At 67.8% G+C, this 24,408-nt stretch carries 25 protein-coding genes and 4 tRNA genes; 25 read left to right on the plus strand and 4 right to left on the minus strand.

Annotated elements, in window-relative coordinates; translation table 11 throughout:
- Positions 1 to 65: 65 nt before the first annotated feature.
- Positions 66 to 1,469 carry a M28 family metallopeptidase gene (locus EOD73_RS08750; RefSeq protein ID WP_240660652.1) on the minus strand — a complete coding sequence of 468 codons (1,404 nt, stop codon included), beginning with the start codon at positions 1,467 to 1,469 and terminating at the stop codon, positions 66 to 68.
- 127 nt (positions 1,470 to 1,596) lie between these two features.
- On the opposite strand from EOD73_RS08750, the gene EOD73_RS08755 reads away from it, so the two are divergent.
- Entirely contained in the window at positions 1,597 to 2,556 is a 960-nt protein-coding gene (locus tag EOD73_RS08755) for a DUF2157 domain-containing protein (RefSeq protein ID WP_164846008.1), read from the plus strand.
- The gene (locus EOD73_RS08760; protein ID WP_164846009.1) at positions 2,553 to 4,094 is read left to right on the plus strand and encodes a GDYXXLXY domain-containing protein; all 1,542 of its coding nucleotides are present in this window, start codon (positions 2,553 to 2,555) and stop codon (positions 4,092 to 4,094) included. The genes EOD73_RS08755 and EOD73_RS08760 overlap by 4 nt, the downstream gene beginning before the upstream one ends.
- 1 nt (position 4,095) lies before the next feature.
- On the opposite strand, the gene mltA is transcribed toward EOD73_RS08760, so the two are convergent.
- Positions 4,096 to 5,292: a murein transglycosylase A gene (gene mltA, locus EOD73_RS08765; protein WP_240660653.1), complete on the minus strand. Its 1,197-nt coding sequence runs from the start codon at positions 5,290 to 5,292 to the stop codon at positions 4,096 to 4,098.
- On the opposite strand from mltA, the gene EOD73_RS17895 reads away from it, so the two are divergent.
- The gene (locus EOD73_RS17895; protein ID WP_259370326.1) at positions 5,291 to 5,416 is read left to right on the plus strand and encodes a hypothetical protein; all 126 of its coding nucleotides are present in this window, start codon (positions 5,291 to 5,293) and stop codon (positions 5,414 to 5,416) included. The two genes, mltA and EOD73_RS17895, sit on opposite strands and share 2 nt — an antisense overlap.
- Here EOD73_RS17895 and apaG read toward each other — a convergent pair.
- Positions 5,410 to 5,784 carry a Co2+/Mg2+ efflux facilitator ApaG/CorD gene (gene apaG / locus EOD73_RS08770; RefSeq protein ID WP_127682622.1) on the minus strand — a complete coding sequence of 125 codons (375 nt, stop codon included), beginning with the start codon at positions 5,782 to 5,784 and terminating at the stop codon, positions 5,410 to 5,412. The two genes, EOD73_RS17895 and apaG, sit on opposite strands and share 7 nt — an antisense overlap.
- A gap of 10 nt (positions 5,785 to 5,794) precedes the next feature.
- Here apaG and EOD73_RS08775 point away from each other — a divergent pair, with 10 nt between their 5' ends.
- The 4 genes from EOD73_RS08775 to EOD73_RS08790 all read left to right on the plus strand — a co-directional run bounded on the left by EOD73_RS08775 (position 5,795) and on the right by EOD73_RS08790 (position 8,268).
- Positions 5,795 to 6,406: a DNA-3-methyladenine glycosylase I gene (locus tag EOD73_RS08775; RefSeq protein ID WP_127682623.1), complete on the plus strand. Its 612-nt coding sequence runs from the start codon at positions 5,795 to 5,797 to the stop codon at positions 6,404 to 6,406.
- Positions 6,407 to 6,415: 9 nt separating this feature from the next.
- The gene (rpe, locus tag EOD73_RS08780; protein ID WP_127682624.1) at positions 6,416 to 7,093 is read left to right on the plus strand and encodes a ribulose-phosphate 3-epimerase; all 678 of its coding nucleotides are present in this window, start codon (positions 6,416 to 6,418) and stop codon (positions 7,091 to 7,093) included.
- Between the two features lie 10 nt (positions 7,094 to 7,103).
- Entirely contained in the window at positions 7,104 to 7,556 is a 453-nt protein-coding gene (locus EOD73_RS08785) for an arsenate reductase/protein-tyrosine-phosphatase family protein (protein ID WP_127682625.1), read from the plus strand.
- Positions 7,557 to 7,623: 67 nt separating this feature from the next.
- Complete coding sequence (locus EOD73_RS08790) at positions 7,624 to 8,268, plus strand: HAD-IA family hydrolase (protein ID WP_240660654.1); 645 nt, start codon at positions 7,624 to 7,626, stop codon at positions 8,266 to 8,268.
- 39 nt (positions 8,269 to 8,307) lie between these two features.
- Here the strand turns inward: EOD73_RS08790 and EOD73_RS08795 are convergent, their stop codons facing one another.
- Positions 8,308 to 8,901: a chalcone isomerase family protein gene (locus EOD73_RS08795; RefSeq protein ID WP_127682626.1), complete on the minus strand. Its 594-nt coding sequence runs from the start codon at positions 8,899 to 8,901 to the stop codon at positions 8,308 to 8,310.
- A gap of 293 nt (positions 8,902 to 9,194) precedes the next feature.
- Here EOD73_RS08795 and trpE point away from each other — a divergent pair, with 293 nt between their 5' ends.
- The 18 genes from trpE (at position 9,195) to rpoB (ending at position 24,400) form a co-directional block, all read left to right on the plus strand.
- Entirely contained in the window at positions 9,195 to 10,679 is a 1,485-nt protein-coding gene (trpE, locus tag EOD73_RS08800) for an anthranilate synthase component I (RefSeq protein WP_127682627.1), read from the plus strand.
- A 5-nt stretch (positions 10,680 to 10,684) separates the two neighbouring features.
- Positions 10,685 to 11,260 carry an anthranilate synthase component II gene (locus EOD73_RS08805; RefSeq protein WP_164846010.1) on the plus strand — a complete coding sequence of 192 codons (576 nt, stop codon included), beginning with the start codon at positions 10,685 to 10,687 and terminating at the stop codon, positions 11,258 to 11,260.
- Position 11,261: 1 nt separating this feature from the next.
- A complete protein-coding gene (gene ltaE / locus EOD73_RS08810) occupies positions 11,262 to 12,281 on the plus strand; it encodes a low-specificity L-threonine aldolase (RefSeq protein WP_127682629.1) in 1,020 nt (339 codons plus the stop codon).
- Between the two features lie 3 nt (positions 12,282 to 12,284).
- Positions 12,285 to 13,307 carry an anthranilate phosphoribosyltransferase gene (gene trpD, locus EOD73_RS08815; RefSeq protein WP_127682630.1) on the plus strand — a complete coding sequence of 341 codons (1,023 nt, stop codon included), beginning with the start codon at positions 12,285 to 12,287 and terminating at the stop codon, positions 13,305 to 13,307.
- Positions 13,300 to 14,085, plus strand: a complete 786-nt coding sequence (trpC, locus tag EOD73_RS08820; protein ID WP_127682631.1) for an indole-3-glycerol phosphate synthase TrpC — start codon at positions 13,300 to 13,302, stop codon at positions 14,083 to 14,085. The genes trpD and trpC overlap by 8 nt, the downstream gene beginning before the upstream one ends.
- On the plus strand, positions 14,082 to 14,768 hold the full coding sequence (locus tag EOD73_RS08825; protein WP_127682632.1) for a uracil-DNA glycosylase: 687 nt from the start codon (positions 14,082 to 14,084) through the stop codon (positions 14,766 to 14,768). Before trpC ends, EOD73_RS08825 begins: the two co-directional genes overlap by 4 nt.
- An 18-nt stretch (positions 14,769 to 14,786) precedes the next feature.
- Positions 14,787 to 14,872: transfer RNA gene (locus EOD73_RS08830), tRNA-Tyr, on the plus strand.
- 25 nt (positions 14,873 to 14,897) lie between these two features.
- Positions 14,898 to 14,971: transfer RNA gene (locus EOD73_RS08835), tRNA-Gly, on the plus strand.
- Positions 14,972 to 15,040: 69 nt separating this feature from the next.
- A tRNA-Thr gene (locus EOD73_RS08840) sits at positions 15,041 to 15,115 on the plus strand.
- Positions 15,116 to 15,158: 43 nt separating this feature from the next.
- Complete coding sequence (gene tuf, locus EOD73_RS08845; protein ID WP_127682633.1) at positions 15,159 to 16,349, plus strand: elongation factor Tu; 1,191 nt, start codon at positions 15,159 to 15,161, stop codon at positions 16,347 to 16,349.
- Positions 16,350 to 16,360: 11 nt separating this feature from the next.
- A tRNA-Trp gene (locus EOD73_RS08850) sits at positions 16,361 to 16,436 on the plus strand.
- Between the two features lie 120 nt (positions 16,437 to 16,556).
- A complete protein-coding gene (gene secE, locus EOD73_RS08855) occupies positions 16,557 to 16,940 on the plus strand; it encodes a preprotein translocase subunit SecE (RefSeq protein WP_127682634.1) in 384 nt (127 codons plus the stop codon).
- Between the two features lie 14 nt (positions 16,941 to 16,954).
- Positions 16,955 to 17,518: a transcription termination/antitermination protein NusG gene (gene nusG / locus EOD73_RS08860; RefSeq protein ID WP_127682635.1), complete on the plus strand. Its 564-nt coding sequence runs from the start codon at positions 16,955 to 16,957 to the stop codon at positions 17,516 to 17,518.
- Between the two features lie 139 nt (positions 17,519 to 17,657).
- On the plus strand, positions 17,658 to 18,089 hold the full coding sequence (gene rplK, locus EOD73_RS08865; RefSeq protein ID WP_127682636.1) for a 50S ribosomal protein L11: 432 nt from the start codon (positions 17,658 to 17,660) through the stop codon (positions 18,087 to 18,089).
- Between the two features lies 1 nt (position 18,090).
- Positions 18,091 to 18,801 (plus strand): 50S ribosomal protein L1, encoded by a 711-nt coding sequence (gene rplA, locus EOD73_RS08870; protein WP_127682637.1) that lies wholly within the window; start codon positions 18,091 to 18,093, stop codon positions 18,799 to 18,801.
- Between the two features lie 237 nt (positions 18,802 to 19,038).
- Complete coding sequence (gene rplJ, locus EOD73_RS08875) at positions 19,039 to 19,551, plus strand: 50S ribosomal protein L10 (RefSeq protein ID WP_127682638.1); 513 nt, start codon at positions 19,039 to 19,041, stop codon at positions 19,549 to 19,551.
- A 42-nt stretch (positions 19,552 to 19,593) separates the two neighbouring features.
- Entirely contained in the window at positions 19,594 to 19,971 is a 378-nt protein-coding gene (gene rplL, locus EOD73_RS08880) for a 50S ribosomal protein L7/L12 (protein ID WP_127682639.1), read from the plus strand.
- 301 nt (positions 19,972 to 20,272) lie between these two features.
- Positions 20,273 to 24,400 (plus strand): DNA-directed RNA polymerase subunit beta, encoded by a 4,128-nt coding sequence (rpoB, locus tag EOD73_RS08885; RefSeq protein ID WP_127682640.1) that lies wholly within the window; start codon positions 20,273 to 20,275, stop codon positions 24,398 to 24,400.
- Positions 24,401 to 24,408: the final 8 nt, after the last annotated feature.

Consider the following 24,408-nt stretch of genomic DNA (forward strand, 5'->3'; position numbering starts at 1 on the left):
AAGACGCCGGCGCTCGCTTGGGCGTTCCGGCAGGGCCGCACGAGTCGGCCCGTGTCCTCGCCCCTTCAGCGCGCCGGCGCCACCGGCGGCGCGTACACCGCCAGGCTGCTGTGCCCACCGGCCCCCAGCGCCTGCACGCCAAACACCACGTCGTCGCGCGACACGCCGGCGATCACCGCCTCGCGGGCGCTGGCGGGTAGGTCGCGGGCCCACTCCCAGCGGGCCGATTCGCTGCGGCGCCACAGCACGCGGTAGCCGCTGGCGCCGGGGCTGGGCGCCCAGGTCAGGCGGGTGTCGTTGCTGAGTTCGCTGGCGTCGACCTGCACCTGCGCGGGCGGCGGTGGGGCCCAGGCCAGGGTGGCCAGGCCGGCGAGGTTGGCGCGGGTCACGCGGGCGAGGTAGTCCACGTCCACGAACGCGGGCAGGTCGCCGGCGAGTTGGCCGTTCTCCAGGCGCACGTTCTGGTGCTGGTTGGCGTAGTTCTCGAAGGGTTCGGTGAAGCGCACGGCGGCCAGGCCGCGTTCGAGGAAGGGCAGGTGGTCGCCGCCGCGCAGGGTGCGGTCGCGGCGCTGGATCAGGTCGATCTGGGTGCCGGGCACGTAGGCCTCGGCGGCGCGGGCCATGTGGCGGCCCAACTGCGCGGCGGGCAGGTCGTCGGCACCGCCGGCCGCGGCCAGGGCCTGTTGGGCCTTCAAGCGCGGCGAAGCCTCCGCCTGCGCGCCGCGCAGCATCAGGCGCAGCAGCGGGTCCAGGCCGTCGGCGAACAGGCGGATGCGCATCGGCGCGTGCTCGCCCTTGGCGCCGCGTGGGCTGCCCACGATGTCGTTGGTGACCATGGCCTCGACGCTTTGGCCGTCGATGTCCAGCTCCTTGGCCAACTGGGCGGCGCCCAACAGGCCTTGTTCTTCGCCTGCGACGGCGGCGAACACCAGCGTGGCCTCGGGGGGGCGGGACGAGCGCGCCATCGTGCAGGCCATGGCCATCACAGCGGCGGTGCCTGAGGCGTCGTCGTTGGCGCCGGGGGCGTCGCCTTGGGCGTCCATCACGTCGGCGTTGCGGCTGTCGTAGTGGCCGCTGACGACGATGAAGCGCTTGGGGTCGCGGCCGGGCAGGGTGGCCAACACGTTGACGATTTCGGTGGGCGCGGCGATGCGACGGCCCACGGGCTCGGTGTGGCTGCGGGTGCTGATTTGCAGTGGCGTGCCCTTCGCGCAGGTGCGCCATTCGCGCTCGATCCAACGCCGCGCCGCGCCGATGCCGCGCGTCTCGCTCGCGGTCTCCGAGGCCGTGTGCCGCGTGCCGAAGGCGGCCAGGGTGTCGATGTGGCGGCGCAGCAGCGCGGGGTCGACGGCCTGCAGCAGCGGGGTCAGCACGGGGTCGGCCGGCGGGGGCGGCACGGGCGCGGGCGTGGGGCTTTGGGCCGCGGCCTGGGCGGCCCATGCAAGCAGAGAACAAGCCAAGAAACGCATCGAAATCTCCGTGGGGGTGCGGTGCCTTGCGCCGCCAGGTGCCGTCTGGCGCGACTTTGGGCTGGCGGCTGGCGCGATGGCGGGCCGGCTGCCTAGGATCGGGGCCCCGCACCTTACCCCCATCCCCATGACCGACTGGCGCCCTGGGCTTCATGCCCTCGCCGTGGAACACGGCCTCGACCCCCGGCGCACCCGCGCGCTGCTGGCTTTGGTGGACGACACCCCGCCGCCCCGCTTGCCGGAGCGCCTGCTGCCGGCGGTGCTGGCGGTGGGGGCCTTGCTGGTGGGCCTGGGCGTGGTGATGTGGATCGCCGCCAATTGGGCCGATTGGGGGCGCGTGACGAAGTTCGGGCTGCTCCAAGCCCTGGTGGCCACCAGCCTGCTGGGCACCTGGGCCTTGCCCCGGCTGCGGCCCGCCCTGGGCCTGCTGGCTTTGCTGGGGCAGGGCGCCCTGTTCGCCTACTTCGGCCAAACCTACCAAACGGGGGCCGACCCCTGGCAACTGTTCACGCTGTGGGCCGCCCTGGCCGTGCCCCTGGGGCTGGCCGTGCGGCACGACGCCGTTTGGGCGCCATGGACCCTGGTGGCCACGCTGGCCGTGGTGCTGTGGGTGCAGGCGCACAGCGGTCACCGCTGGGCATCGGACGCCGACTCCGCGACGCCGCAACTGTGGGGCGCCTTGGCCTTGGTGGGCCTGGCCACCGCCTTGTCCCCCTGGGCCCAGCGCTGGCACGGTGCCGGCCTGTGGGCCTGGCGCGCGCAGGGCGTGTGGGGCGTGGGGGTGATCACCGGTTGGGCCCTGATGGCTGTGTTCAGCACCGACTGGGCGGCGCAGTTCTTCTGGCTGGGCCTGCTGCTGCTGGCCGCGGCGGCGGCCCTGTGGCGCCAAGGCGATTTGGTGATGCTCTCGTCCACCGCCATGGCGCTGAACGTGTGGGCCCTGGCGGGCTTTGGCCGCTGGCTGTTCGACGGCAACGGACGCGACTGGCTGGGCCAGGCCTTCTTGTTCGGGCTGGTGGCCGCGGGTCTGCTGGCGGGCACGGTGAGCCTCTTGATGCGCCGCCACCGCGATGGGGGTGCTGCATGAGCGCCGCCGACTTGCTGCATCGCGCGCAAGCCCAGGGCCTGCTGCCGCCCGGGGCCCGCTGGCCGGCCACCGAGCAGCGGCCCTGGCCGGTGCAGCTGCTCACCGCGGTGGGCGCTTGGTTTGCTGCCGTGCCGCTCGTGGCCGTCATTGGCGGCTTGCTGGGTCCGTTGGTGCGCGACGGGGCGGGCCTGCTGCTGGTGGGCGCGGCCTTGATCGTGGCGGCGGTGTTGCTGCTTCGCGACCGCGCTGTGCCCCTGTTCGTGGAGCAATTGGCCGTGCCGATCTTGTTGGTCGGCCTGCTGTGCGTGGGCTGGCGCCTGCACGAGAGCCTGCCCGATGCGCCCGCCTGGCTGGCCTTGAGCGCCCTGGCCCTGGGGGTGGCCTGGGCGCTGCCGAGACCTTGGCTGCGCGCCTTGCTGGGCGCGGGGGCGGTCGCTTGTCTGTGGGCCAGCACCGCGCCCTGGTCGGGCGCTTGGCGGGCGCTGGCCGTGCCGCAGTGGGCGGTGGCCACGGGCTTGCTCGCGGTGTGGGTGGGCCTGGGTCGCGCGCCCTGGGCCCCGCGCTGGGCGGCGGCCTGGGAGGCAACGGGCGCCGGTTGGTTGCTGGCCGTCCTGGGGATCTTGGCCCTGCACAGCGGCAGCCCGTTTTTGCTCGTGGGCTTGACCGGGTTGCAGGCGGGCGGCTCGGGCTGGGGGGCGCCGGTGCTGGCGATCGGCAGTGCGGCCACGGCCGGACTGGGGGCTGCCTGGCTGGCGAGGGCCTGGCCGGCCGTGCGCACCCTGCGCTGGGGCGCCTTGGCCGCGCTCCTGGCGTCCATGGCCCTGGTGCTGCCCGCCTTGGGGCCCATCGCCCTGGCGGCGGCCGTGTGCGCCCGCCAGCAGCGGTGGCGCCTGGCCACGGTGGCAGGCCTGGCGGCGCTGTGGGTGCTCGGCGCTTTTTATTACCAACTCGCCTGGCCGCTGGCCCACAAGGCGCTGGGGCTGGTGGGCTTGGGCCTGGCGATCGGCCTGCTGGCCTTGGGACGGCGGGCCGCACCGGCAGCGGCGGCGGCCCGGGGGGGCCGGCCTTGGGCGGCCCTGGCGGCGCTGGGCCTCACCCTGGCCGTGGCCAACGGCGGCATCGTTCAGAAGGAGCGCTTGATCGCCCAAGGCGAGCCGCTGTTCGTGGCCCTGGCGCCGGTCGACCCGCGTTCCCTGATGCAGGGCGACTACATGCGGCTGAACTTCAACGTGCCGACGGACGCCCGTCCGCCCCAGGCCGCGTGGGGCGCCGCCCGCCCGCGGGTGGTGCTGCGTCGCGACGCCCAGGGCGTGGCCACTTTCGTGCGACCCGACGACGGCCGCCCGCTGGCGGCCGACGAGCGCCGGGTGGAACTCAGCCCCAAAGACGGACGCTGGATCTTGGTGAGCGACGCCTGGTTCTTCCGCGAGGGCGAGGCCGAGCGCTGGCAGCGCGCCCGCTTCGGCGAGTTCCGTGTCACGCCCGACGGGCGGGCGCTGCTGGTGGGCTTGCGGGGGGAGGGCCTGGCGCCGCTGTGAGTCAGGAGGGCAGGGCCGCCCCGCGCGGCCACAGCGCCCACCAGCGCATCGGCTGCTTCATGCGACCGGCCTGGGCCAGGGCGGGTTCGCCCCAGCCGAAAAACAGGTCGGCCCGCACGGCCCCGACGATGGCGCTGCCGGTGTCTTGCGCCAACACCAAGCGGCGCAGGGGCGTGGTGCTGAGGGGCTCGGTGCTGTCCAGCCACAGCGGGGTGCCGTAGGGCACGGCGCGCGGGTCCACGGCCACGCTGCGCCCCGGGGTGAGCGGCAGGCCCTGGGCGCCGCGGGGGCCGACCTTGGGGTCGAGCAGGGCTTCTTCGCGGAAAAAGACGACGCGCGGGTTGGCGGCCAAGAGCTCCTCTTGCCGTTCGGGGTTCTGGATCGTCCAGGCCTTGATGGCCGGCCAGTTGGCGCTGCCTTCGCGGAGCTGGCCTTGGTCGATCAGCCAGCGGCCCAGGCTTTGGAAGGGGTGCTGGTTGTGGCCGGCGTAGGCCACGCGGCGCTGCTGTTCGCGGCCATCGGGTTCGGTGATGCGCACGCGACCCGAGCCTTGGATCTGCAACAGCACCGCGTCCACCGGGTCTTCCAGGTAGACCACGGCCTGGAGGCGTGCTTGCGTGGCCGGCGATTGCAGCGTGGCGCGCGGGGCGCTGGCCAAGGCGGGGTCGCGAGGCGGCGCCCACAGCGGCACCTTGAAGCGTTCGTCGGGCTGACGGCGCGCGCGCAACTCGGGCTCGAAGTAGCCCGTGGCCAGGCCCTCATCGCGGCCGTCCAACGCCTCCACCCGGAAGGGTTGCAGCGTTTGCATGAGCCAGCCGTGGGCTTGCAGCGGGTCGGAGGGTTCGGGTTGGGCCTGCAGTTGCTGGCACCAGGCCTTCCAGGCTTCGGCGGGACGGCTGCAGTTTTGGCGCAGCACGGGCCAGAGGGTGTGGACTTCGTCTTGGCCCCAGCCGGGCAGGGCGGTCCAGGGCAGGGGCACCCAGCGAGCCGGCCCGCGCTGGTGCGCGGGGCCGGTGGGGGCCACGGCCTCGGGCGGTGCGGCGGGCGGGAGGGGCGTGAGCGTCGCGGGGCGCGGAGCCGGGGGCGTCGGCGGGTTGGGCGGCGGCGTGCTGCAGGCGCCCAGCAGGGCCGCGAACGTCGCCAGCGCCAAACCCTTGCCACGGCGCCCCTTCGGCTTGCCGTGCTGCAATGGCGGCATGTGGTTGTTGCTGCTCGAGGCGCTGGGGGCGCTGCTCATCTTCGTGTTCATCATCTGGTGGACGATGTTCTCTGGCCGCAAAGGCGGCGAACGCCGCGACGACGGGGACCCGCCGGCTCAGTGAAGCTGACCGCTGTCGCTCAGCAAGAACTCGGGCACCTCGGCCCAAAACACCTCGGCCGATTCACTGACGCAGAGGTACTGCCCCTTCATCGTGCCCTGGGGCGTGGCGATGCTGGCCCAACTGCTGTATTGGAACGATTGCCCCGGCTGCAAGTAGGGCTGGTGGCCGACGACCCCCAGGCCCCGCACCTCTTGCTCGGCGCCTGCGGTGTCGACGATGGTCCAGCGCCGCGCGACCAATTGCGCGGGCACACTGCCCGTGTTTTCGATGGTCACGCTGTAGCTGTAAGCCCAGCGGCCCTCGTCCGGGGCGGTTTGCTCGGGCAAGGGCTTGACCTCGACGCGGCAGGTGAACTCGGCTTGGGGCATGGAGGCGGTGATGTTGAAGACGGTGGAAGGCGACGACAGTGTGCGCCGCTGCGCGTGGTGCGAGGCGCCTGATTTTCCGGCCTACCGCCGGTACCACGACGAAGAATGGGGCTTCCCGGTGGGTGACGAGACGCGCCTGTTCGAAAAACTCTGCCTGGAGGGCTTTCAGGCGGGGCTGTCCTGGCGGACCATCTTGGCCAAGCGCGAGGCCTTTCGCGCGGGCTTTGCCGGGTTCGATCCCGTGCGCGTGGCGGCATTCACCGAGGCCGACGTGCAGCGCCTGCTGGCCGACGCCGGCATCGTGCGCCACCGCGGCAAGATCGAGGCGGCCATCGGCAACGCCCGGGCCCTGCTGGCCATGCACGCCCGCGGCGAGCGCTTGGGCCCCTTGGTCTGGTCGCACGAAGAGACCAAGCCCGCCGCAGAGCCCGTGATGCGCAGCGAGTCGCCGGCCTCGCAGGCCCTGTCCAAGGCGCTCAAAGCGCGCGGCTGGCGCTTCGTGGGCCCAACGACCGTGTACGCCTTCCTGCAGTCCATGGGCGTCGTCAACGACCACCCCAGCGCCTGCGCCGGCCGCTCGCGGGCCTTGGCGGCCAGGGCCTCCTTCCGCGTGCCTTCCTAAAATCGGGCCATGACTGCCCTCATTGCCCCGAGCCTGTTGTCGGCCGATTTCGCCCGCCTGGGCCAAGAGTGCCGCGACGTGCTCGCCGCCGGTGCCGACTGGATCCACTTCGACGTGATGGACAACCATTACGTCCCCAACCTGACCTTCGGCCCCATGGTGTGCCAGGCCCTGCGCCCGCACGCCGTCAAGCCCGATGGCACGCCGGCCGTGATCGACGTGCACCTGATGGTCGAGCCGGTCGATGCCCTGGCCCAGGCCTTTTGCAAGGCCGGTGCCGACGTGGTGAGCTTCCACCCCGAGGCCAGCAAGCACGTCGATCGCACGCTGCAGCTCATCCAGGCCGAGGGCAAGCAAGCGGGCTTGGTGTTCAACCCCGGCACGCCGTTGGACGTGCTGGACTGGGTGATCGACAAGGTCGACCTGATCCTGATCATGAGCGTGAACCCCGGCTTTGGCGGCCAGAGCTTCATCGACAGCGCGCTGCGCAAGCTGGAGCAAGCGCGCCGCTTGATCGAGCGCACCGGCCGCGACATCCGCCTGGAGATCGACGGGGGCGTGAAGGTGGACAACATCCGCCGCATCGCCGACGCCGGCGCCGACACCTTCGTGGCCGGCTCGGCCATCTTTGGCCAGCCCGACTACCGCCGGGTGATCGACGCCATGCGCGCGCAGCTTGCTGCTTGACGGCCGCTGGATGCACGATTCCATCCTCGTCGTCTGCCGCGCCAACCTGTGCCGCTCGCCCATGGCCGAGGTGGTCTTGCGCGCTTGCGCGCCGGCCATGGGCGTGAACCGCGTGGGCTCGGCCGGGGTCTGGGCCTCGTCCCGTCCTGAGGCCATGGACGCGCGGGCCCGCGCCGCGCTGGAACGCCGCAAGTACAGCGTGCCGGCCAAGTGGAAGTCGCGCCGCGTGTCGCGCGACGACCTGGCCGACTGGGAGCTGATCCTGGCGGCCGACCAAGAGGTGCTCAAGGCCCTTCAGGCCCTGTGGCCCGATGCCCCGCCGCAGCGCCTGCGCCTGTTCCTCGACCACGTGCCCGGTCACCAGGGGCAGGACGTGCCCGACCCTTATTACTCCAGCGCGGCCGGCTTCGAGCAGGCCTTGGACCTCATCGAACGCGCCGTCGTCGCCTTGGGCCGTGCCTGACCGGCCCGTGCAGCCCGTGCCGCCCCTTCGGCCCATTCCGCCCATTCCGCCCACTCGGCCCAAGGCGTTGCTGATCGACCTCGACGGCACCCTGGTCGACACCCTGGGGGACTTCGTGGCGGCCTTGCAAGCCACCGGCCGGGAACTCGGCCTGGGGGCCACCGACCCCGCCTGGGTGCGCCAGGCCATCGGCCGTGGCGGCCAGCGCTTGGTGCAAGCCTGGCTGACCCAGCTTGGCGCGCCGGCGGATCGGTTCGACGCTGCTTGGGCGGCCTACTCGGCGCATTACGCCGCGGTCAACGGCCGCCATGCGCAGGTGTTCGAGGGCGTGCGCGAGGCGATCCCGCGTTTGGGCATGCCCCTGGCCTGTGTCACCAACAAGCCGCAAGCCAACGCCGAGGCGCTGCTGCGCCAGCTGGGCCTGCGCGACGCCTTCGCGGTCGTGGTGGGTCAACAAGCGGGCCTGCGCCCCAAGCCGCACCCCGACGCTTTGCTGCGCGCGTGCGAGGCCCTGGGCATCGCGCCTGCGCAGACCTGGATGGTGGGCGACTCCCGCAATGACGCCGAATCGGCCGAAGCGGCCGCTTGTGGCGCCGTGGTGCTCATGCGCTACGGCTACAACCATGGGGAGGCGGTGCACGAGGTGCCCGCCTTGGCCCATTTGGATCGTTTGGACGAATTGCCCGCGCTGTGGCGCGGGCCAGCGGACTGAGCGAGCACCTCGCGGGTCGCTCAGTCCTGGGCGCTCCACTCAGCGCGATTTGCCCTTGCCCAGCCAGGCGTCCTTCAGGTTGTCGTCGGCCGGGTGCTCGCCCACCCAAATGCGCAGCAGGGCGGCGTAGAACTCGGGCTCTTTGATCGGTTCGCCGGCGGCCTTGCCGTCGAAGAACACTTGCGAGCCGGTGCCCGGGATCCAGTCGACTTGGATGTTGCTGCCCGAGGGTGCGCGCTTGATGTCGGCAAAGATTTGGCCGAACTTGAAGATGCCGTTGATCGTCTTGGAACGGTCTTCGGGCGTCATGTTCTTTTGCATGGCCTCGGTGAAGGCTTTGCCCAGGTCCTTGCCGTCGACGTCGCGGAGCATCTTGATCTGCACCCGCTTGGCGCCGTCCATCTTGATGATGGCGTCCGGCGTGTCGGCCTTGGCCTTGATGTAGAGGCCGGCGGCGTACACCTTGAACACCGCGCGGTAGCGCACGCCCGCGCCATTGAGCACCAGCTTCTGGCCGGCCACTTCGGCCGAGGTTTCGAACTTGGCGCCGCCGGCGTCCACGGTTTGGGCCTGGGTGGCGAACGGCAGGGCGAGGGACAGCAATACGGTCAGTGCGGCACGGCGCAAGATCATGGCGAGGGTCTCCGGTTGGTGATGGCTGGCTTGCCAGGGGGTGCAAGGTGCAGCGCGGCCCATTGTGGCGCGCAGGAATCGCCTCGGCGAGTTCGGGTGAATCCGCCCCCATTCGCCCCGCTAAACTGGCTCGCATGTTCATTCCACGCACGCACATGCACGGGTCGGGAGACCGGGGAGCCTGGCCCTGGCGGGCCTGAGCGCGCCCCTCACCCGCTTCCCCTTTGGCATGTGCCGATGCCGCCTGCGACGCGCAAGTCCGGCGGCCGGACTTTCATCCTGAAAGCCCTGACGTGATCTCGAACGACGACTTCCAACGCCTGGCCGCCGCCGGGCACAACCGCATTCCCTTGGTCCGCCAGGCCCTGGCCGACCTGGACACGCCGCTGTCCCTGTACTTCAAGCTCTGCGGCGGCCAGCGCCACAGCTTTTTGCTCGAGTCGGTGGTCGGCGGCGAGCGCTTCGGCCGCTACTCCTTCATCGGCCTGCCCGCCCGCACGCTGCTGCGCGCCACGGGCAGGGTCACCGAGCTGGTGACCGACGGCGCCGTGGTCGAGCGCTGGGAGGGCAACCCCCTGGACGCCATCACCGCCTACCAGGAGCGCCTGAAGCCCGCGGTGCCGCAAGGCCTGCCGCGCTTTTGCGGTGGCTTGGCCGGCTATTTCGGCTACGAAGCCGTGCGCGCCATCGAGCCCAAACTGCAAGCCACCCGCCCCGCAGGGGGCCTGGGCACGCCCGACATCCAGCTGCTGCTGAGCGAAGAAGTCGTGGTCGTCGACAGCCTGGCCAGCCGCCTGCACTTCATCGTCTGGGCCGATCCGTCGCAACCCGGCGCCTACGAGGCCGCCCAGGCCCGATTGGCCGCGCTGGCCGACCGGGCACAGCGCCCGGCCAGCGCGCCGCCCCTGGTGCCCATGGCGGCGCACCCCGTGGAGCGCCATTTCGCCAAGGCCGATCTGATCGCGGCCGTGGAGAAGGCCAAGGACTACATCGCCGCGGGCGACTGCATGCAGGTCGTCATCGGCCAGCGACTGAGCAAGCGCTTCGACGCCCCGCCCATCAACCTCTATCGGGCGCTGCGCACCCTCAACCCCAGCCCCTACATGTACTTCTACGACATGGGGGAGTTCCAGATCGTCGGCGCCTCGCCGGAGATCCTGGTCCGCGAAGAGCGCCTGCCCGACAACCAGCGCAAGATCACCATCCGCCCCCTGGCCGGCACGCGCCCGCGCGGCGCCACGCCCGAGGCCGACGCGGCACTGGAAGCCGAACTGCGGGCCGACGCCAAGGAGCGCGCCGAGCACCTGATGCTCATCGACCTGGCCCGCAACGACATCGGCCGCGTGGCCCGCACGGGCAGCGTCAAGGTCACCGAGGCCTTTGCCGTCGAGCGCTACTCGCACGTCATGCACATCGTCAGCAACGTCGAGGGCATCCTGCGTCCCGAGGTCGGCCAGCTGGACGTGCTCAAGGCCACCTTCCCGGCGGGCACCTTGACGGGCGCGCCCAAGGTGCGCGCCATGGAGCTCATCGACGAGCTGGAGCCGGTGGAGCGCGGCATTTACGGCGGGGCTTGCGGCTACGTGAGCTTTGCCGGGGACATGGACCTGGCCATTGCCATCCGCACGGGCATCGTCAAGGACGGCGTGCTGCACGTGCAGGCCGCGGCCGGCGTGGTGGCCGACTCCGTGCCCGAACTCGAGTGGAAAGAAACCGAGGCCAAGGCGCGCGCCGTGCTGGCCGCTGCCGAATTGGTCGAAGGAGGGCTGGCATCGTGATTCTCATGATCGACAACTACGACAGCTTCACCTTCAACCTCGTCCAGTACCTGGGCGAGTTGGGCGCCGAGGTGAAGGTCGTGCGCAACGACGAGATCGACGTGGCCGGCATCGGGGCGCTGAAGCCCTCGCACCTCATCCTGTCGCCCGGCCCCTGCACCCCCAACGAAGCGGGCGTCTGCGTCCCGGCCATCCAGGCCTACAAGGGCCAGTTGCCCATCTTGGGCGTGTGCCTGGGCCACCAAAGCATCGGCCAGGCCTTGGGCGGCAAGATCGTGCGCGCCCAGGTGCAGATGCACGGCAAGGCCAGCACCATCCACACCGACCAGCGTGGCGTGTTCCACGGCCTGCCCGAGCGCTTCAGCGTCATCCGTTACCACTCGCTGGCCATCGAGCGCGAGACCTGCCCGCCCGAATTGCTCGTCACCGCCCGCACGGACGATGGCGAGATCATGGGCGTGCGCCACCGGGAGCTGGCCGGCACGGCCGCCCCGCTGGAGGGCGTGCAGTTCCACCCCGAGTCGATCTTGAGCGAGCACGGCCACGCCATGCTCAAGAACTTCCTCGACCTGAGGAACTGAAATGGCGGTCGATCTCCGCTCCGACACGGTCACGCGCCCCACGGCCGCCATGCGCGCCGCCATGATGGCCGCGCCCCTGGGCGACGACGTGTTCGGCGACGACCCGACGGTGAACGCCTTGCAGGCCCAGGTGGCCGAGCGCCTGGGCTTCGAGGACGCGCTGCTCATGCCCACCGGCACGCAGAGCAACCTCGTCGCCCTGATGGGCCACTGCCAGCGCGGCGACGAGTACCTGGTGGGCCAGATGGCCCACTGCTACCGCTGGGAAGGTGGTGGCGCCGCGGTGCTGGGCTCCATCCAGCCCCAGCCCTTGGCCCACCAGCCCGACGGCACGCTGGCCTTGGCCGACATCGCCGCGGCCATCAAGCCGGACGACCCGCACTTCGCGCGCACCCGCCTGCTGGCCCTGGAGAACACCCTGGGCGGCAAGGTCATGCCCTTGGCCTACCTGCAAGAAGCCACGGCGCTGGCCCGACAGCACGGCTTGGCCTGCCACCTCGACGGCGCCCGCCTGTTCAACGCCGCGGTCGCGCAAGGCGGTGACCCCTTCGAGGCCGCCCGCGCCATCTGCGCGTCCTTCGACAGCGTGTCGGTCTGCTTCTCCAAGGGCCTGGGCGCCCCCATGGGCTCGGTGCTTTGCGGCTCGCGCGACCTGATTGCCCGCGCACGGCGCTGGCGCAAGGTGGCCGGTGGCGGCCTGCGCCAGGCCGGTCTGCTGGCCGCCGCCATGCAGCACGCGCTGGACCACCACGTCCACCGCCTGGCCGAGGACCACGCGCTGGCCCGCCGTTTGGCCGATGGCCTGCAGGGGCTGCCCGGCCTGGTGGTGGAGCCGCCGCAAACCAACATCGTGTTCGCCGACGTCGCGCCCGAGCGTGCCGCCGGCCTGATCGAACACCTGAAGGCACATGGCGTGCTGGCCACGGGCCTGTACCGCCTGCGTTTTGTCACCCATCTGGACGTGGATGCCACTGGCATCGACCGCGCCATCGACGCCGTCCGCAGCTATTTCAAGGCCTGAGCCATGCCCATCACCGACACCGAAGCGCTGCAGCGCGTCATCGAACACCGGGAAATCTTCCCCGACGAAATGCTGCACCTGATGCGCCGGATCATGACGGGCGAGATGTCGCCGGTCATGGCGGCAGCCCTCATCACCGGCCTGCGCGTGAAAAAGGAAACCGTCGGCGAGATTGCCGCCGCGGCGCAGGTCATGCGGGAACTCAGCCGCAAGGTGAACGTGCCCGCGGGGCCGCACCTCGTGGACGTGGTGGGCACCGGGGGCGACGGGGCGCACAGCTTCAACATCAGCACCTGCGCCAGCTTCGTCGCCGCCGCGGCGGGCGCCCAAGTGGCCAAACACGGCAATCGCAGTGTCAGCAGCAAGTGCGGCAGCGCCGATGTCTTGGAGGCCTTGGGCGCGCGGATTGATTTGCAGCCGGAGGCCGTGGCGACTTGCCTTCAGCGCGTGGGCTTGGGCTTCATGTTCGCCCCGAACCACCACCCGGCGATGAAAAACATCGCCCCGGTGCGCAAAGAGTTGGGCGTGCGAACCGTCTTCAACATCCTGGGGCCGCTCACGAACCCGGCCGGTGCGCCCAACATCCTGATGGGCGTGTTCCACGCCGACTTGGTTGGCATCCAGGTGCGGGTGCTGCAACGCTTGGGGGCGCAGCACGCCCTTGTGGTTTACGGGCAGGACGGCTTGGATGAGCTCAGCCTGGGGGCCAGCACCCTGGTCGGCGAATTGAAGGACGGCCAGGTCACCGAGTACGAGTTGCACCCAGAGGACTTTGGCTTGTCGATGGCCGCCACGCGGCGCCTGCGCGTGGCCGATGCCGCCGAGAGCGCGGCGATGGTTCGTGGGGTGCTGGCTGGCGACGCCGGCACCGCGCGCGACATCGTGCTGCTCAACGCCGGGGCGGCGCTGTACGCCGCCAACGTGGTGCAAGGGGTGGCCGAGGGCATCGAGCGCGCCCGCGAGGTCATCGACAACGGCGCCGCCCGCGCCAAGCTGGACGCCTTCGTGGCGGCAACCCATGGATGACGTTCTGCGCCGCATCGTTGCGGTCAAACACGAAGAGTTGGCCCTTCTGCGTCCGCAAGTCGCGGCCCTGCGTCGCGAGGCCGAACAGGCCGCGGCCCCCCGCGGTTTCGCGCGCGCACTGCAAGAGAAGGTCGCTGCCGGGCGCAGCGCCGTCATCGCCGAGGTCAAGAAGGCCAGCCCCAGCAAGGGCGTGTTGCGCGACCCCTTCGACCCCGCCGCCATCGCCCGCAGCTACGCGCAGCACGGTGCTGCTTGTTTGAGCGTGCTCACCGACGAGCGGTTCTTCCAGGGCAGTCGGCGCAACCTCGAATTGGCCCGGGCCGCCTGCGCGTTGCCGGTCGTCCGCAAGGACTTCGTCATCGACGAGTTGCAGGTGATCGAAGCGCGCGCCATGGGCGCCGACGCCATTTTGTTGATCGTCGCCTGCTTGGACGACGTGCAACTGCGCGATCTCGAAGACTGCGCGTCCGCACTGGGCATGGACGTGCTGGTGGAAAGCCACGACGCCGCGGAGTTGGACCGCGCGCTGCGATTGCGCACGCCTTTGCAAGGCATCAACAACCGGAACCTGCGCACCTTCGAGGTCAGCCTGGACACCACCTTGGCCTTGCGCGACCGGGTCGGTGCCGATCGCTTGTTGGTGACCGAATCGGGAATCTTGGCGGCGGACGACGTGCGCAGGATGCGGTCGGAAGGCGTTCATGCGTTCTTGGTGGGCGAGGCCTTCATGCGTGCGCCCGACCCTGGCGTAGCGCTCGCTGCGCTGTTCACGTCGTGATCCCTCCATCGGGCCTGGCGCCAGGCTGGGACGAGGTCGTGGGGCCGTGGTGGGCCGCGGCTGGGCCCTTGCGCGACCGCATCGCAGCCCGCGAGTCGGCAGGCATCCGTGTGTTTCCCCCGGACCCTTGGCGCGCCTTGCGATTGACGCCCCTGGACGAGGTGAGGGTGGTGATCCTGGGGCAAGACCCGTATCACGGGGCGGGACAGGCCGAGGGCTTGGCGTTTTCCGTGCCTGAGGGCGTCAAGCTGCCGCCGAGCCTGCGCAACATCCTGCAGGAGGCGGTCGGCAAGCCCGTTCGCCCGACGAGTGGCAGCTTGCTGCCTTGGGCCAGATCGGGCGTGCTGCTGCTCAACACCGTATTGACGGTGGAGGAGGGGCAGGCCGGTGCCCATGCCAAATGGGGCTGGGAGTCCTTGACCGATGCGCTGGTGGCGCGCGCGAGCGCCGATGCCGCGCCCAAGGTCTTCATGTTGTGGGGGGCGCACGCGCAGGCCAAAGAGCCACTCGTTGATGCGCGGCGGCACCTGGTGCTGCGGGCCAACCACCCCTCGCCCTTGGCGGCGCGCCGTCCGCCCGTTCCCTTTGTGGGCTGTGGACATTTCGAGCAAGCCAGTGCCTGGCTGGCCGCACGCGGTCGTCCGGTGGATTGGACTTTGCCGGGCGAAAAGCCTGTGCTATAGTCGCGGGCTCGCCCTAACGGAGGGGTGGCCGAGTGGTTAAAGGCAGCAGACTGTAAATCTGCCCGCTAACGCGTACGCTGGTTCGAATCCAGCCTCCTCCACCAAAGCAAGATCCCGAGCGATGTCAGGGCGGGAGTAGTTCAATGGTAGAACCTTAGCCTTCCAAGCTAATGACGCGGGTTCGATTCCCGTCTCCCGCTCCAAGCGGGGCTTGTGAAAGCAAGGCGACACCGGATTGCAGATGCAGTGGTCGTCTTCAATCCTGTGTCGCTGCCCATGTGGCTCAGTGGTAGAGCACTCCCTTGGTAAGGGAGAGGTCGCGGGTCCGATTCCCGCCATGGGCACCACCCTCTTTTCTCCACCTGTCTGACAGATCGCCAGGAGCATCAAATGGCAAAAGGTAAGTTTGAACGCACCAAGCCGCACGTCAACGTTGGCACGATTGGTCACGTCGACCATGGCAAGACCACGCTGACGGCCGCGATCGCGACGGTGCTGTCGAAGAAGTTCGGTGGCGAGGCCAAGGCCTACGACCAGATCGACGCAGCGCCCGAAGAGAAGGCTCGCGGCATCACGATCAACACCGCGCACGTTGAGTACGAGACCGCCAACCGCCACTACGCGCACGTTGACTGCCCCGGCCACGCCGACTACGTCAAGAACATGATCACCGGCGCCGCCCAGATGGACGGCGCCATCCTGGTGTGCTCGGCCGCTGACGGCCCGATGCCCCAGACCCGCGAGCACATCCTGCTGGCGCGTCAGGTGGGCGTGAAGTACATCATCGTCTTCCTGAACAAGTGCGACATGGTCGACGACGCCGAGCTGCTCGAGCTGGTCGAAATGGAAGTGCGCGAACTGCTGTCGAAGTACGACTTCCCCGGCGACGACACCCCCATCGTCAAGGGTTCGGCCAAGCTGGCCCTGGAAGGCGACACCGGCGACCTGGGCGAGCAAGCCATCATGCGCTTGGCCGACGCCCTGGACACCTACATCCCCCAGCCTGAGCGCGCCATCGACGGTGCCTTCTTGCTGCCCGTGGAAGACGTGTTCTCGATCTCGGGTCGCGGCACCGTGGTGACCGGTCGCGTTGAGCGCGGCATCATCAAGGTTGGCGAAGAAATCGAAATCGTCGGCATCCGCGACGTGCAAAAGACGACCGTCACCGGCGTCGAAATGTTCCGCAAGCTGCTGGACCAAGGTCAAGCCGGCGACAACGTGGGCGTGCTGCTGCGCGGCACCAAGCGCGAAGACGTCGAGCGCGGCCAAGTGCTGAGCAAGCCCGGCTCGATCAAGCCCCACACCCACTTCACGGGTGAGGTGTACGTGCTGAGCAAGGACGAAGGCGGCCGCCACACCCCGTTCTTCAACAACTACCGTCCCCAGTTCTACTTCCGCACGACGGACGTGACCGGTTCGATCGAGTTGCCGAAGGACAAGGAAATGGTCATGCCTGGCGACAACGTCAGCATCACCGTCAAGCTGATCGCCCCCATCGCCATGGAGCAAGGCCTGCGCTTCGCCATCCGTGAAGGTGGCCGTACCGTGGGTTCGGGCGTGGTGGCAACGATCATCGAATAAGACTAGGCCGCAGGGGCATAGCTCAATTGGCAGAGCGTCGGTCTCCAAAACCGAAGGTTGGGGGTTCGAGACCCTCTGCCCCTGCCACCCCAGTCTGAACGAAGACCCGATCCGCAAGGATTGCCAGCCAGCCCGCTGCGGTTTTGACCCGGCGGGCTTTGCTGCTGATGGTGCCGACCGCTTTGAGGTCGGCGCCGAACCGAATAGATGTCCATGACCCAAGTCGAAACCGTCAACACTGGAGCAGACAAGGCCAAGCTGGCCGGGGCGGCGCTGCTCGTCGTCGGTGGATTGGTGGCCTACTACCTGCTGGCCAAGCAAGGTGCCTACGCCCAATGGGGTGCGCTCCTCGCGCTGCTGGCGGTGGCGGTGGTGTTGTTCTTTACTTCCGAGTCTGGCAAGCAGTTGGTGGCCTATGGTCGCGACAGCTGGCGTGAGGCGCGCAAGGTGGTTTGGCCCACCCGCAAAGAGTCTCTGCAGATGACGGGTTACGTCTTCGCCTTCGTGGTGGTGATGGCCCTGTTCCTCTGGGGCACCGACAAAACCCTGGAATGGGTCATCTTTGACTTGATTCTGGGCTGGAAGCGCTGAAGGACGGAGCAGGAATGAGCGAACAACAAGCAATCGACGTCGGCAGTCCCAAGCGTTGGTACGTCGTGCACGCCTACTCCGGCATGGAGAAGGCTGTGGAGCGCAACTTGCGCGAGCGCATCGAGCGTGCTGGCATGCAAGACAAGTTCGGCCGCATCTTGGTGCCCACCGAAGAAGTCGTCGAACTCAAGAACGGCAAAAAGTCGATCACCGAGCGCCGCTTTTTCCCGGGCTACGTGCTGGTCGAGATGCTGTTGGACGACGACTCTTGGCACCTGGTGAAGCACACCAGCAAGGTCACCGGCTTTGTGGGGGGTGCGCGCAATCGCCCCGCCCCCATCTCGGAGGCCGAGGTGATGAAGATCGTCAACCAGATGCAGGAAGGCGTCGAGAAGCCGCGTCCCAAGTTTGAGTGGACGGTCGGCGAAGTGGTGCGGGTCAAGGACGGCCCGTTTGCCGACTTCAACGGCGCCATCGAAGAAGTCAATTACGACAAGAGCAAGGTGCGCGTGTCGGTCACGATTTTTGGTCGCGCCACGCCGGTCGAGTTGGATTTCGGCCAGGTCGAAAAGGTTTGAGGGCCTGCAGGTGCCCGGTTGGCGAAAGTCGATCGACCTGCCGTACAGCCACCGCGTGAAGGGGCATGAGGAGCAAACCCTTCGGGGGATGCGTTCGTACTCGGGGTCGCCCAGTGGGCGGCTTCCTTAGGAGCAATCAATGGCAAAGAAAATTGTCGGCTTTATCAAGCTGCAAGTGCCGGCCGGCAAGGCGAATCCTTCGCCCCCGATCGGTCCCGCGTTGGGCCAGCGTGGCCTCAACATCATGGAGTTCTGCAAGGCGTTCAACGCCAAGACGCAGGGCGTGGAGCCGGGTCTGGTGCTGCCGGTGGTCATCACCGCCTTCGCCGACAAGAGCTTCACCTTTGAGATCAAGTCGCCGCCCGCGACCGTGCTGATCAAGAAGGCCGCCAAGATCGAGAAGGGTTCGCAGCGCCCCCACCTGGACAAGGTCGGCAAGCTGAACCGTGCCCAGCTGGAAGAGATCGCCAAGGTCAAGATGAAGGACATGAACGCCGCCGACTTGGATGGCGCGGTCCGCATCATCGCGGGCTCGGCCCGCTCGATGGGCATCATCGTGGAGGGCGTGTGACATGGCTAAGTTGACCAAGAAACAAAAGGCGATGGCTGGCAAGGTCGAATCGACCAAGCTGTACCCGCTGGCCGACGCCCTGGCCCTGGTGAAGAGCCTGGCCACCGCCAAGTTCGACGAGTCGATCGACGTGGCCGTGCAACTCGGCGTGGACGCCAAGAAGTCGGACCAAGTCGTGCGTGGCGCTGTCGTGATGCCCAATGGCACCGGCAAGACCAAGCGCGTGGCCGTGTTCGCCCAAGGCGCCAAGGCTGAAGAAGCCAAGGCCGCTGGCGCTGACGTGGTGGGCATGGAAGACCTGGCCGAGCGCGTCAAGGCGGGCGACATGCCCTTCGACGTGGTCATCGCCTCGCCCGACACCATGCGCATCGTCGGTACCTTGGGCCAGATCCTGGGCCCCCGTGGCCTGATGCCGAACCCGAAGGTCGGCACCGTCACCCCCGACGTCGCCACGGCTGTCAAGAACGCCAAGGCGGGTCAGGTCCAGTTCCGCGTCGACAAGGGCGGCATCATCCACGCCACCATCGGCCGTCGTTCGTTCGACGACGAGAAGCTGGCGGGCAACCTGCGTGCCCTGGTGGAAGCCTTGAACAAGGCCAAGCCGGCCTCGAGCAAGGGCGTTTACCTGCGCAAGGTGGCGCTGTCCTCCACGATGGGCGCTGGCGCCCGCGTGGAAGTCGCATCGATCAACGCTCAAGCCAACGCGGCCTGAGTTTGAAGTGGTGGGCCGTTGCCTCTTCGGGGGCGACGGGCCATCCAAGACCGCTGGTGTGGGTTCGCCCACGTAATGGAAGGCCGCAGGGCCTGAAGCCAGCGCAGATGGCGGTCCCGCCGACGAGGAATACCCCATGCATCAACACGATGACTGGGGCTCCAAGACGGCAAGGTCGCTGAAACCGGTGCGGTGCTGGGGCGCAAGCCCTGGTGCCGCGATGTGAGGAGATAGACCTTGAGTCTGAATCGCAACGAGAAGGCTGCCGTCGTCTCGGAAGTGGCTGCGCAAGCTGCCAAGTCCCAGACGCTCGCGATCGCCGAGTACCGTGGCCTCACCGTGGAAGCTCTGAACAAGCTGCGCGTCGACGCGCGGTCCAAGGGTGTGTACCTTCACGTGCTGAAGAACACCCTGGCCCGTCGCGCCGTTGCTGGCACGCCGTTCGAGCCCGCGGTGGAGCTGATGGTCGGTCCGCTGATCTACGGCTTTTCCGAAGATGCAGTCGCTGCCGCGAAAGTGGTGGCCGACTTCGCCAAGAGCAACGACAAGCTGGTCCTGAAGGGCGGCGCGTACAGCGGCAAAGCGCTGGACGTGGCCGGTCTGAAGACCTTGGCCTCTGTGCCCAGCAAGGAAGTCTTGCTGTCGCAGATCGCCGGTCTGCTCAAGTCGCCTGTGCAGCGCACCGCTGCCGTGCTGGCGGCGCTGGCGGCCAAGCGTGGCGAGGGCGGCGAAGCCCCGGCCGCTGCTTAAGCATCCCAATTTCAATACCCCAACGATTCAAAGGAGCCCCAAATGGCTTTCGATAAAGACGCTTTCCTGACCGCCCTCGACAGCATGTCCGTGATGGAACTCAATGACCTGGTGAAGGCCATTGAAGAGAAGTTCGGCGTGTCCGCCGCTTCGATGGCTGCCCCCGCCGCTGGCGGTGGTGGCGCTGCCGCTCCGGCCGCCGAAGAGAAGACCGAATTCAACGTCGTGCTGCTGGAAGCCGGCGCCAACAAGGTTGGCGTCATCAAGGCCGTGCGCGAAATCACCGGTCTGGGCCTCAAGGAAGCCAAGGACCTGGTCGATGGCGCCCCCAAGACCGTCAAGGAAGCCTTGCCCAAGGCCGACGCCGACGCCGCCGTCAAGAAGCTGGTGGAAGCCGGCGCCAAGGCCGAAGCCAAGTAATTTCCGGCGTCCTTCGGGACGCTTGGAAGTCCAAGGCCGGACCCCTTTCGGGGGTTCGGCCTTGTGTTCTTTCCGACGAGTTCCTTCGAAAGGGCTCGCGATGCCTACAATCGCGGGTTTTTCCGAAGGTTCTCTGATCCGACTGCAGAGAACGGGTTTGGTCGAGCCGAGGGCGCAATGCCTTCGGTTGTCTGCCAGCGACGGGTAGTGGCCCGTCACCGAACCTCGAATGCAATGTTCGAGACGCCAGTCGTCCGACGCGCCGCTTGATCCCCGGCCGTCACCCCTCCTCGGAGCTTTCATGGCGCAAGCAACCCCCTACAGCTACACGGAGCGCAAACGCATCCGCAAGAGCTTCGGCCAGCGCGACAGCGTGCTGGGCGTGCCCTACCTGCTGACGATGCAGAAGGATTCCTACAAGGCCTTCCTGCAAAAAGAAGTCAACCCTGCGCAACGCAAGCCCGAGGGCCTGCAGGCCGCTTTCTTGGCCGCGTTCCCCATCGTCTCGCACAACCAGTTTGTCGAGATGCGCTTCCTTGACTACGCGATGGCCCGTCCGGCCTTCGACGAGCGCGAGTGCCAGCAGCGCGGCCTGACCTTCTCGGCCGCTGTTCGTGCGCGCCTGCAGATGATCATTTACGACCGCGAGAACAGCACGCCGTCGAACAAGGTCGTCCGCGAAGTGAAGGAACAAGAGGTCTACATGGGCGAAGTGCCCCTGATGACCGACTACGGCAGCTTCATCATCAACGGCACCGAGCGCGTCATCGTGTCGCAGTTGCACCGCTCGCCCGGTGTGTTCTTCGAGCACGACAAGGGCAAGACCCACAGCTCGGGGAAGCTGCTGTTCTCCAGCCGCATCATTCCCTACCGTGGTTCGTGGCTGGACTTCGAGTTCGACCCCAAGGACATCCTCTACTTCCGCGTGGACCGTCGCCGCAAGATGCCGGTCACGATCCTGCTGAAGTCCATCGGCCTGACGCCCGAGCAAATCCTGGCGCACTTCTTCGTCTTCGACAACTTCCGTCTGATGGACGTGGGGGCGCAGATGGAGTTCGTGGCCGAGCGCCTGAAGGGCGAAATCGCCCGCTTTGACATCACCGACAAGGATGGCAAGGTCCTGGTGGAAAAGGACAAGCGCGTCACCGCCCGCCACATCAAGCAGCTGGAAAGCAGTGGCACGCAGTACGTGTCGGTGCCGGAAGACTTCTTGGTCGGTCGCGTGGTGGCCAAGAACATGGTCGACCCCGACACGGGCGAAATTATTGCCAAGGCCAACGACGAGCTGACCGAAGCGCTGCTGAAGAAGCTGCGCGCGGCTGGCATCAAAGAGCTGCAGTGCCTGTACACGAATGAGCTGAGCGAAGGCGCCTACATCAGCCAGACCTTGGCCCTGGACGAGACGGCCGACCAGTTCGCCGCCCGCGTGGCCATCTACCGCATGATGCGCCCTGGCGAGCCGCCGACGGAAGACGCTGTCGAGGCCCTGTTCAACCGCCTGTTCTACAGCGCCGACACCTACGACCTGAGCCGCGTCGGCCGCATGAAGTTCAACGCCCGCGTGGGCCGCGACACCAGCGAAGGCGCGATGGTCCTGTCGAACGAGGACATCCTCGACGTCGTCAAGATCTTGGTTGAGCTGCGCAATGGCCGTGGCCAAGTGGACGACATCGACCACTTGGGCAACCGTCGCGTGCGCTGCGTGGGCGAACTGGCCGAGAACCAGTACCGCTCGGGCCTGGCGCGCATCGAAAAGGCTGTCAAGGAACGTCTGGGCCAAGCCGAGACCGAAAGCCTGATGCCGCACGACCTGATCAACTCCAAGCCGATTTCTGCGGCGCTCAAGGAGTTCTTCGGGGCGTCGCAGTTGTCGCAGTTCATGGACCAGACCAACCCCCTGTCCGAGATCACGCACAAGCGTCGCGTCTCGGCCCTGGGCCCGGGCGGTCTGACCCGCGAACGCGCTGGCTTTGAAGTCCGCGACGTGCACCCGACCCACTACGGTCGCGTGTGCCCGATCGAAACGCCGGAAGGCCCGAACATCGGCCTGATCAACTCGCTGGCCTTGTTCGCCCGCTTGAACGAGTACGGTTTCCTCGAGACGCCCTACCGCCGCGTGGTGGACGGTCAAGTGACCGACCAGATCGATTACCTGTCGGCCATCGAGGAAGGCAAGTACGTCATCGCCCAGGCCAACGCCAAGCTGGACGCCAACGGCAAGTTGGTGGACGAACTGGTGTCGGCCCGTGAAGCCGGCGAATCCGTGCTGTTGAGCCCGGAGCGCGTGCAGTACATGGACGTGGCGCCGGCCCAGATCGTGTCGGTGGCCGCTTCGCTCGTGCCCTTCCTGGAGCACGACGACGCCAACCGCGCGTTGATGGGCGCCAACATGCAGCGTCAGGCCGTCCCGACCCTGCGTCCTGAGAAGGCCTTTGTGGGCACGGGCGTGGAGCGTGTGGCTGCCAAGGACTCGGGCACCGTCGTCGCCGCCCGCCGCGGTGGCGTGGTCGACTACGTGGACACGAACCGCATCGTGATTCGCGTGAACGACAACGAAACGGTGGCCGGTGAGGTGGGTGTCGACATCTACAACCTCATCAAGTACCAGCGTTCCAACCAGAACACCAACATCCACCAGCGTCCGATCGTCAAGCGCGGCGATCGCGTGGGTGCCGAGGACATCATTGCCGACGGCGCGTCGACGGACCTGGGCGAATTGGCCCTCGGCCAGAACATGCTGGTCGCGTTCATGCCCTGGAACGGCTACAACTTCGAAGACTCGATCCTGATCTCCGAACGCGTGGTGGCCGACGACCGCTACACCTCGATTCACATCGAGGAGTTGGTGGTCATGGCCCGCGACACGAAGCTGGGCAGCGAAGAAATCACCCGCGACATCCCGAACCTGTCCGAGCAGCAATTGGGCCGCTTGGACGAGTCTGGCATCGTCTACATCGGCGCCGAGGTCAACCCCGGCGACGTGCTGGTGGGCAAGGTCACGCCGAAGGGCGAAACCACGCTGACGCCGGAAGAGAAGCTCCTGCGCGCCATCTTCGGCGAGAAGGCCAGTGACGTGAAGGACACGTCGCTGCGCGTCGACCAAGGCACGCAAGGCACGGTCATCGACGTGCAAGTCTTCACCCGCGAAGGCATCCAGCGCGACAAGCGCGCCCAGCAGATCATCGACGACGAGCTGAAGCGCTTCCGCCTGGACTTGAACGACCAGTTGCGCATCGTCGAGGCCGACGCCTTCGACCGGATCGCCAAGCTGCTGGTCGGCAAGGTCGCCAATGGCGGCCCGAACAAGATCGCCAAGGGCACCGCCATCACGGCCGAGTACCTGGCCTCGGTCGACAAGCACCACTGGTTCGACATCCGCCCGGCCGATGACGAGTTGGCCAACCAGCTCGAATCGATCAAGAACAGCCTGGAGCAAACGCGCCACGCCTTCGACCTGCACTTCGAAGAGAAGCGCAAGAAGTTGACGCAAGGCGACGAGCTGCCCGCCGGCGTGCTCAAGATGGTCAAGGTCTACCTGGCCGTCAAGCGCCGCCTGCAACCGGGCGACAAGATGGCCGGCCGCCACGGCAACAAGGGTGTGGTCTCCAAGATCGTTCCGGTCGAGGACATGCCCTACATGGCCGATGGCACGCCCTGCGACATCGTGCTGAACCCGCTGGGCGTGCCCTCGCGGATGAACGTGGGTCAGGTCTTGGAAGTCCACCTGGGGTGGGCCGCCAAGGGCATCGGCCAGCGCATCGGCGACATGCTCCAACGCGAAGCCAAGATCGCCGAGCTCCGTCAATTCCTGGATGCCTTCTACAACCAAAGCGGTGGTCGCAAGGAGTCGCTGAAAGACCTGAGCGACGCCGAGGTGCAGTCCATGGCCAAGAACTTGGCTTCGGGCGTCACCTTCGCCACGCCGGTGTTCGACGGCGCTGCGGAAGAAGAAATCCGCGCGATGCTGCACCTGGCCTACCCGGAGGAGATCGCCGCCAAGAAGGGGCTGACCGCCACGCGCACGCAATGCATGTTGAGCGATGGCCGCACGGGCGAACAGTTCGAGCGCCCGGTCACCGTCGGCTACATGCACGTGCTGAAGCTGCACCACTTGGTGGACGACAAGATGCACGCCCGCTCGACCGGCCCGTACAGCTTGGTGACCCAGCAGCCGCTGGGCGGCAAGGCCCAGTTCGGTGGTCAGCGCTTCGGTGAGATGGAAGTCTGGGCACTCGAAGCCTACGGCGCTTCGTACATCCTGCAGGAAATGTTGACCGTGAAGTCCGACGACGTGAACGGCCGCACCAAGGTGTACGAGAGCATCGTCAAGGGTGAGCACTCGATCGAAGCCGGCATGCCGGAATCGTTCAACGTGTTGGTCAAGGAAATTCGTTCGCTCGGTATCGACATCGAGCTCGAGCGCAACTAATCAAGGAA

Source organism: Inhella crocodyli, from assembly GCF_004004565.1.
Classification (GTDB): domain Bacteria; phylum Pseudomonadota; class Gammaproteobacteria; order Burkholderiales; family Burkholderiaceae_C; genus Inhella; species Inhella crocodyli.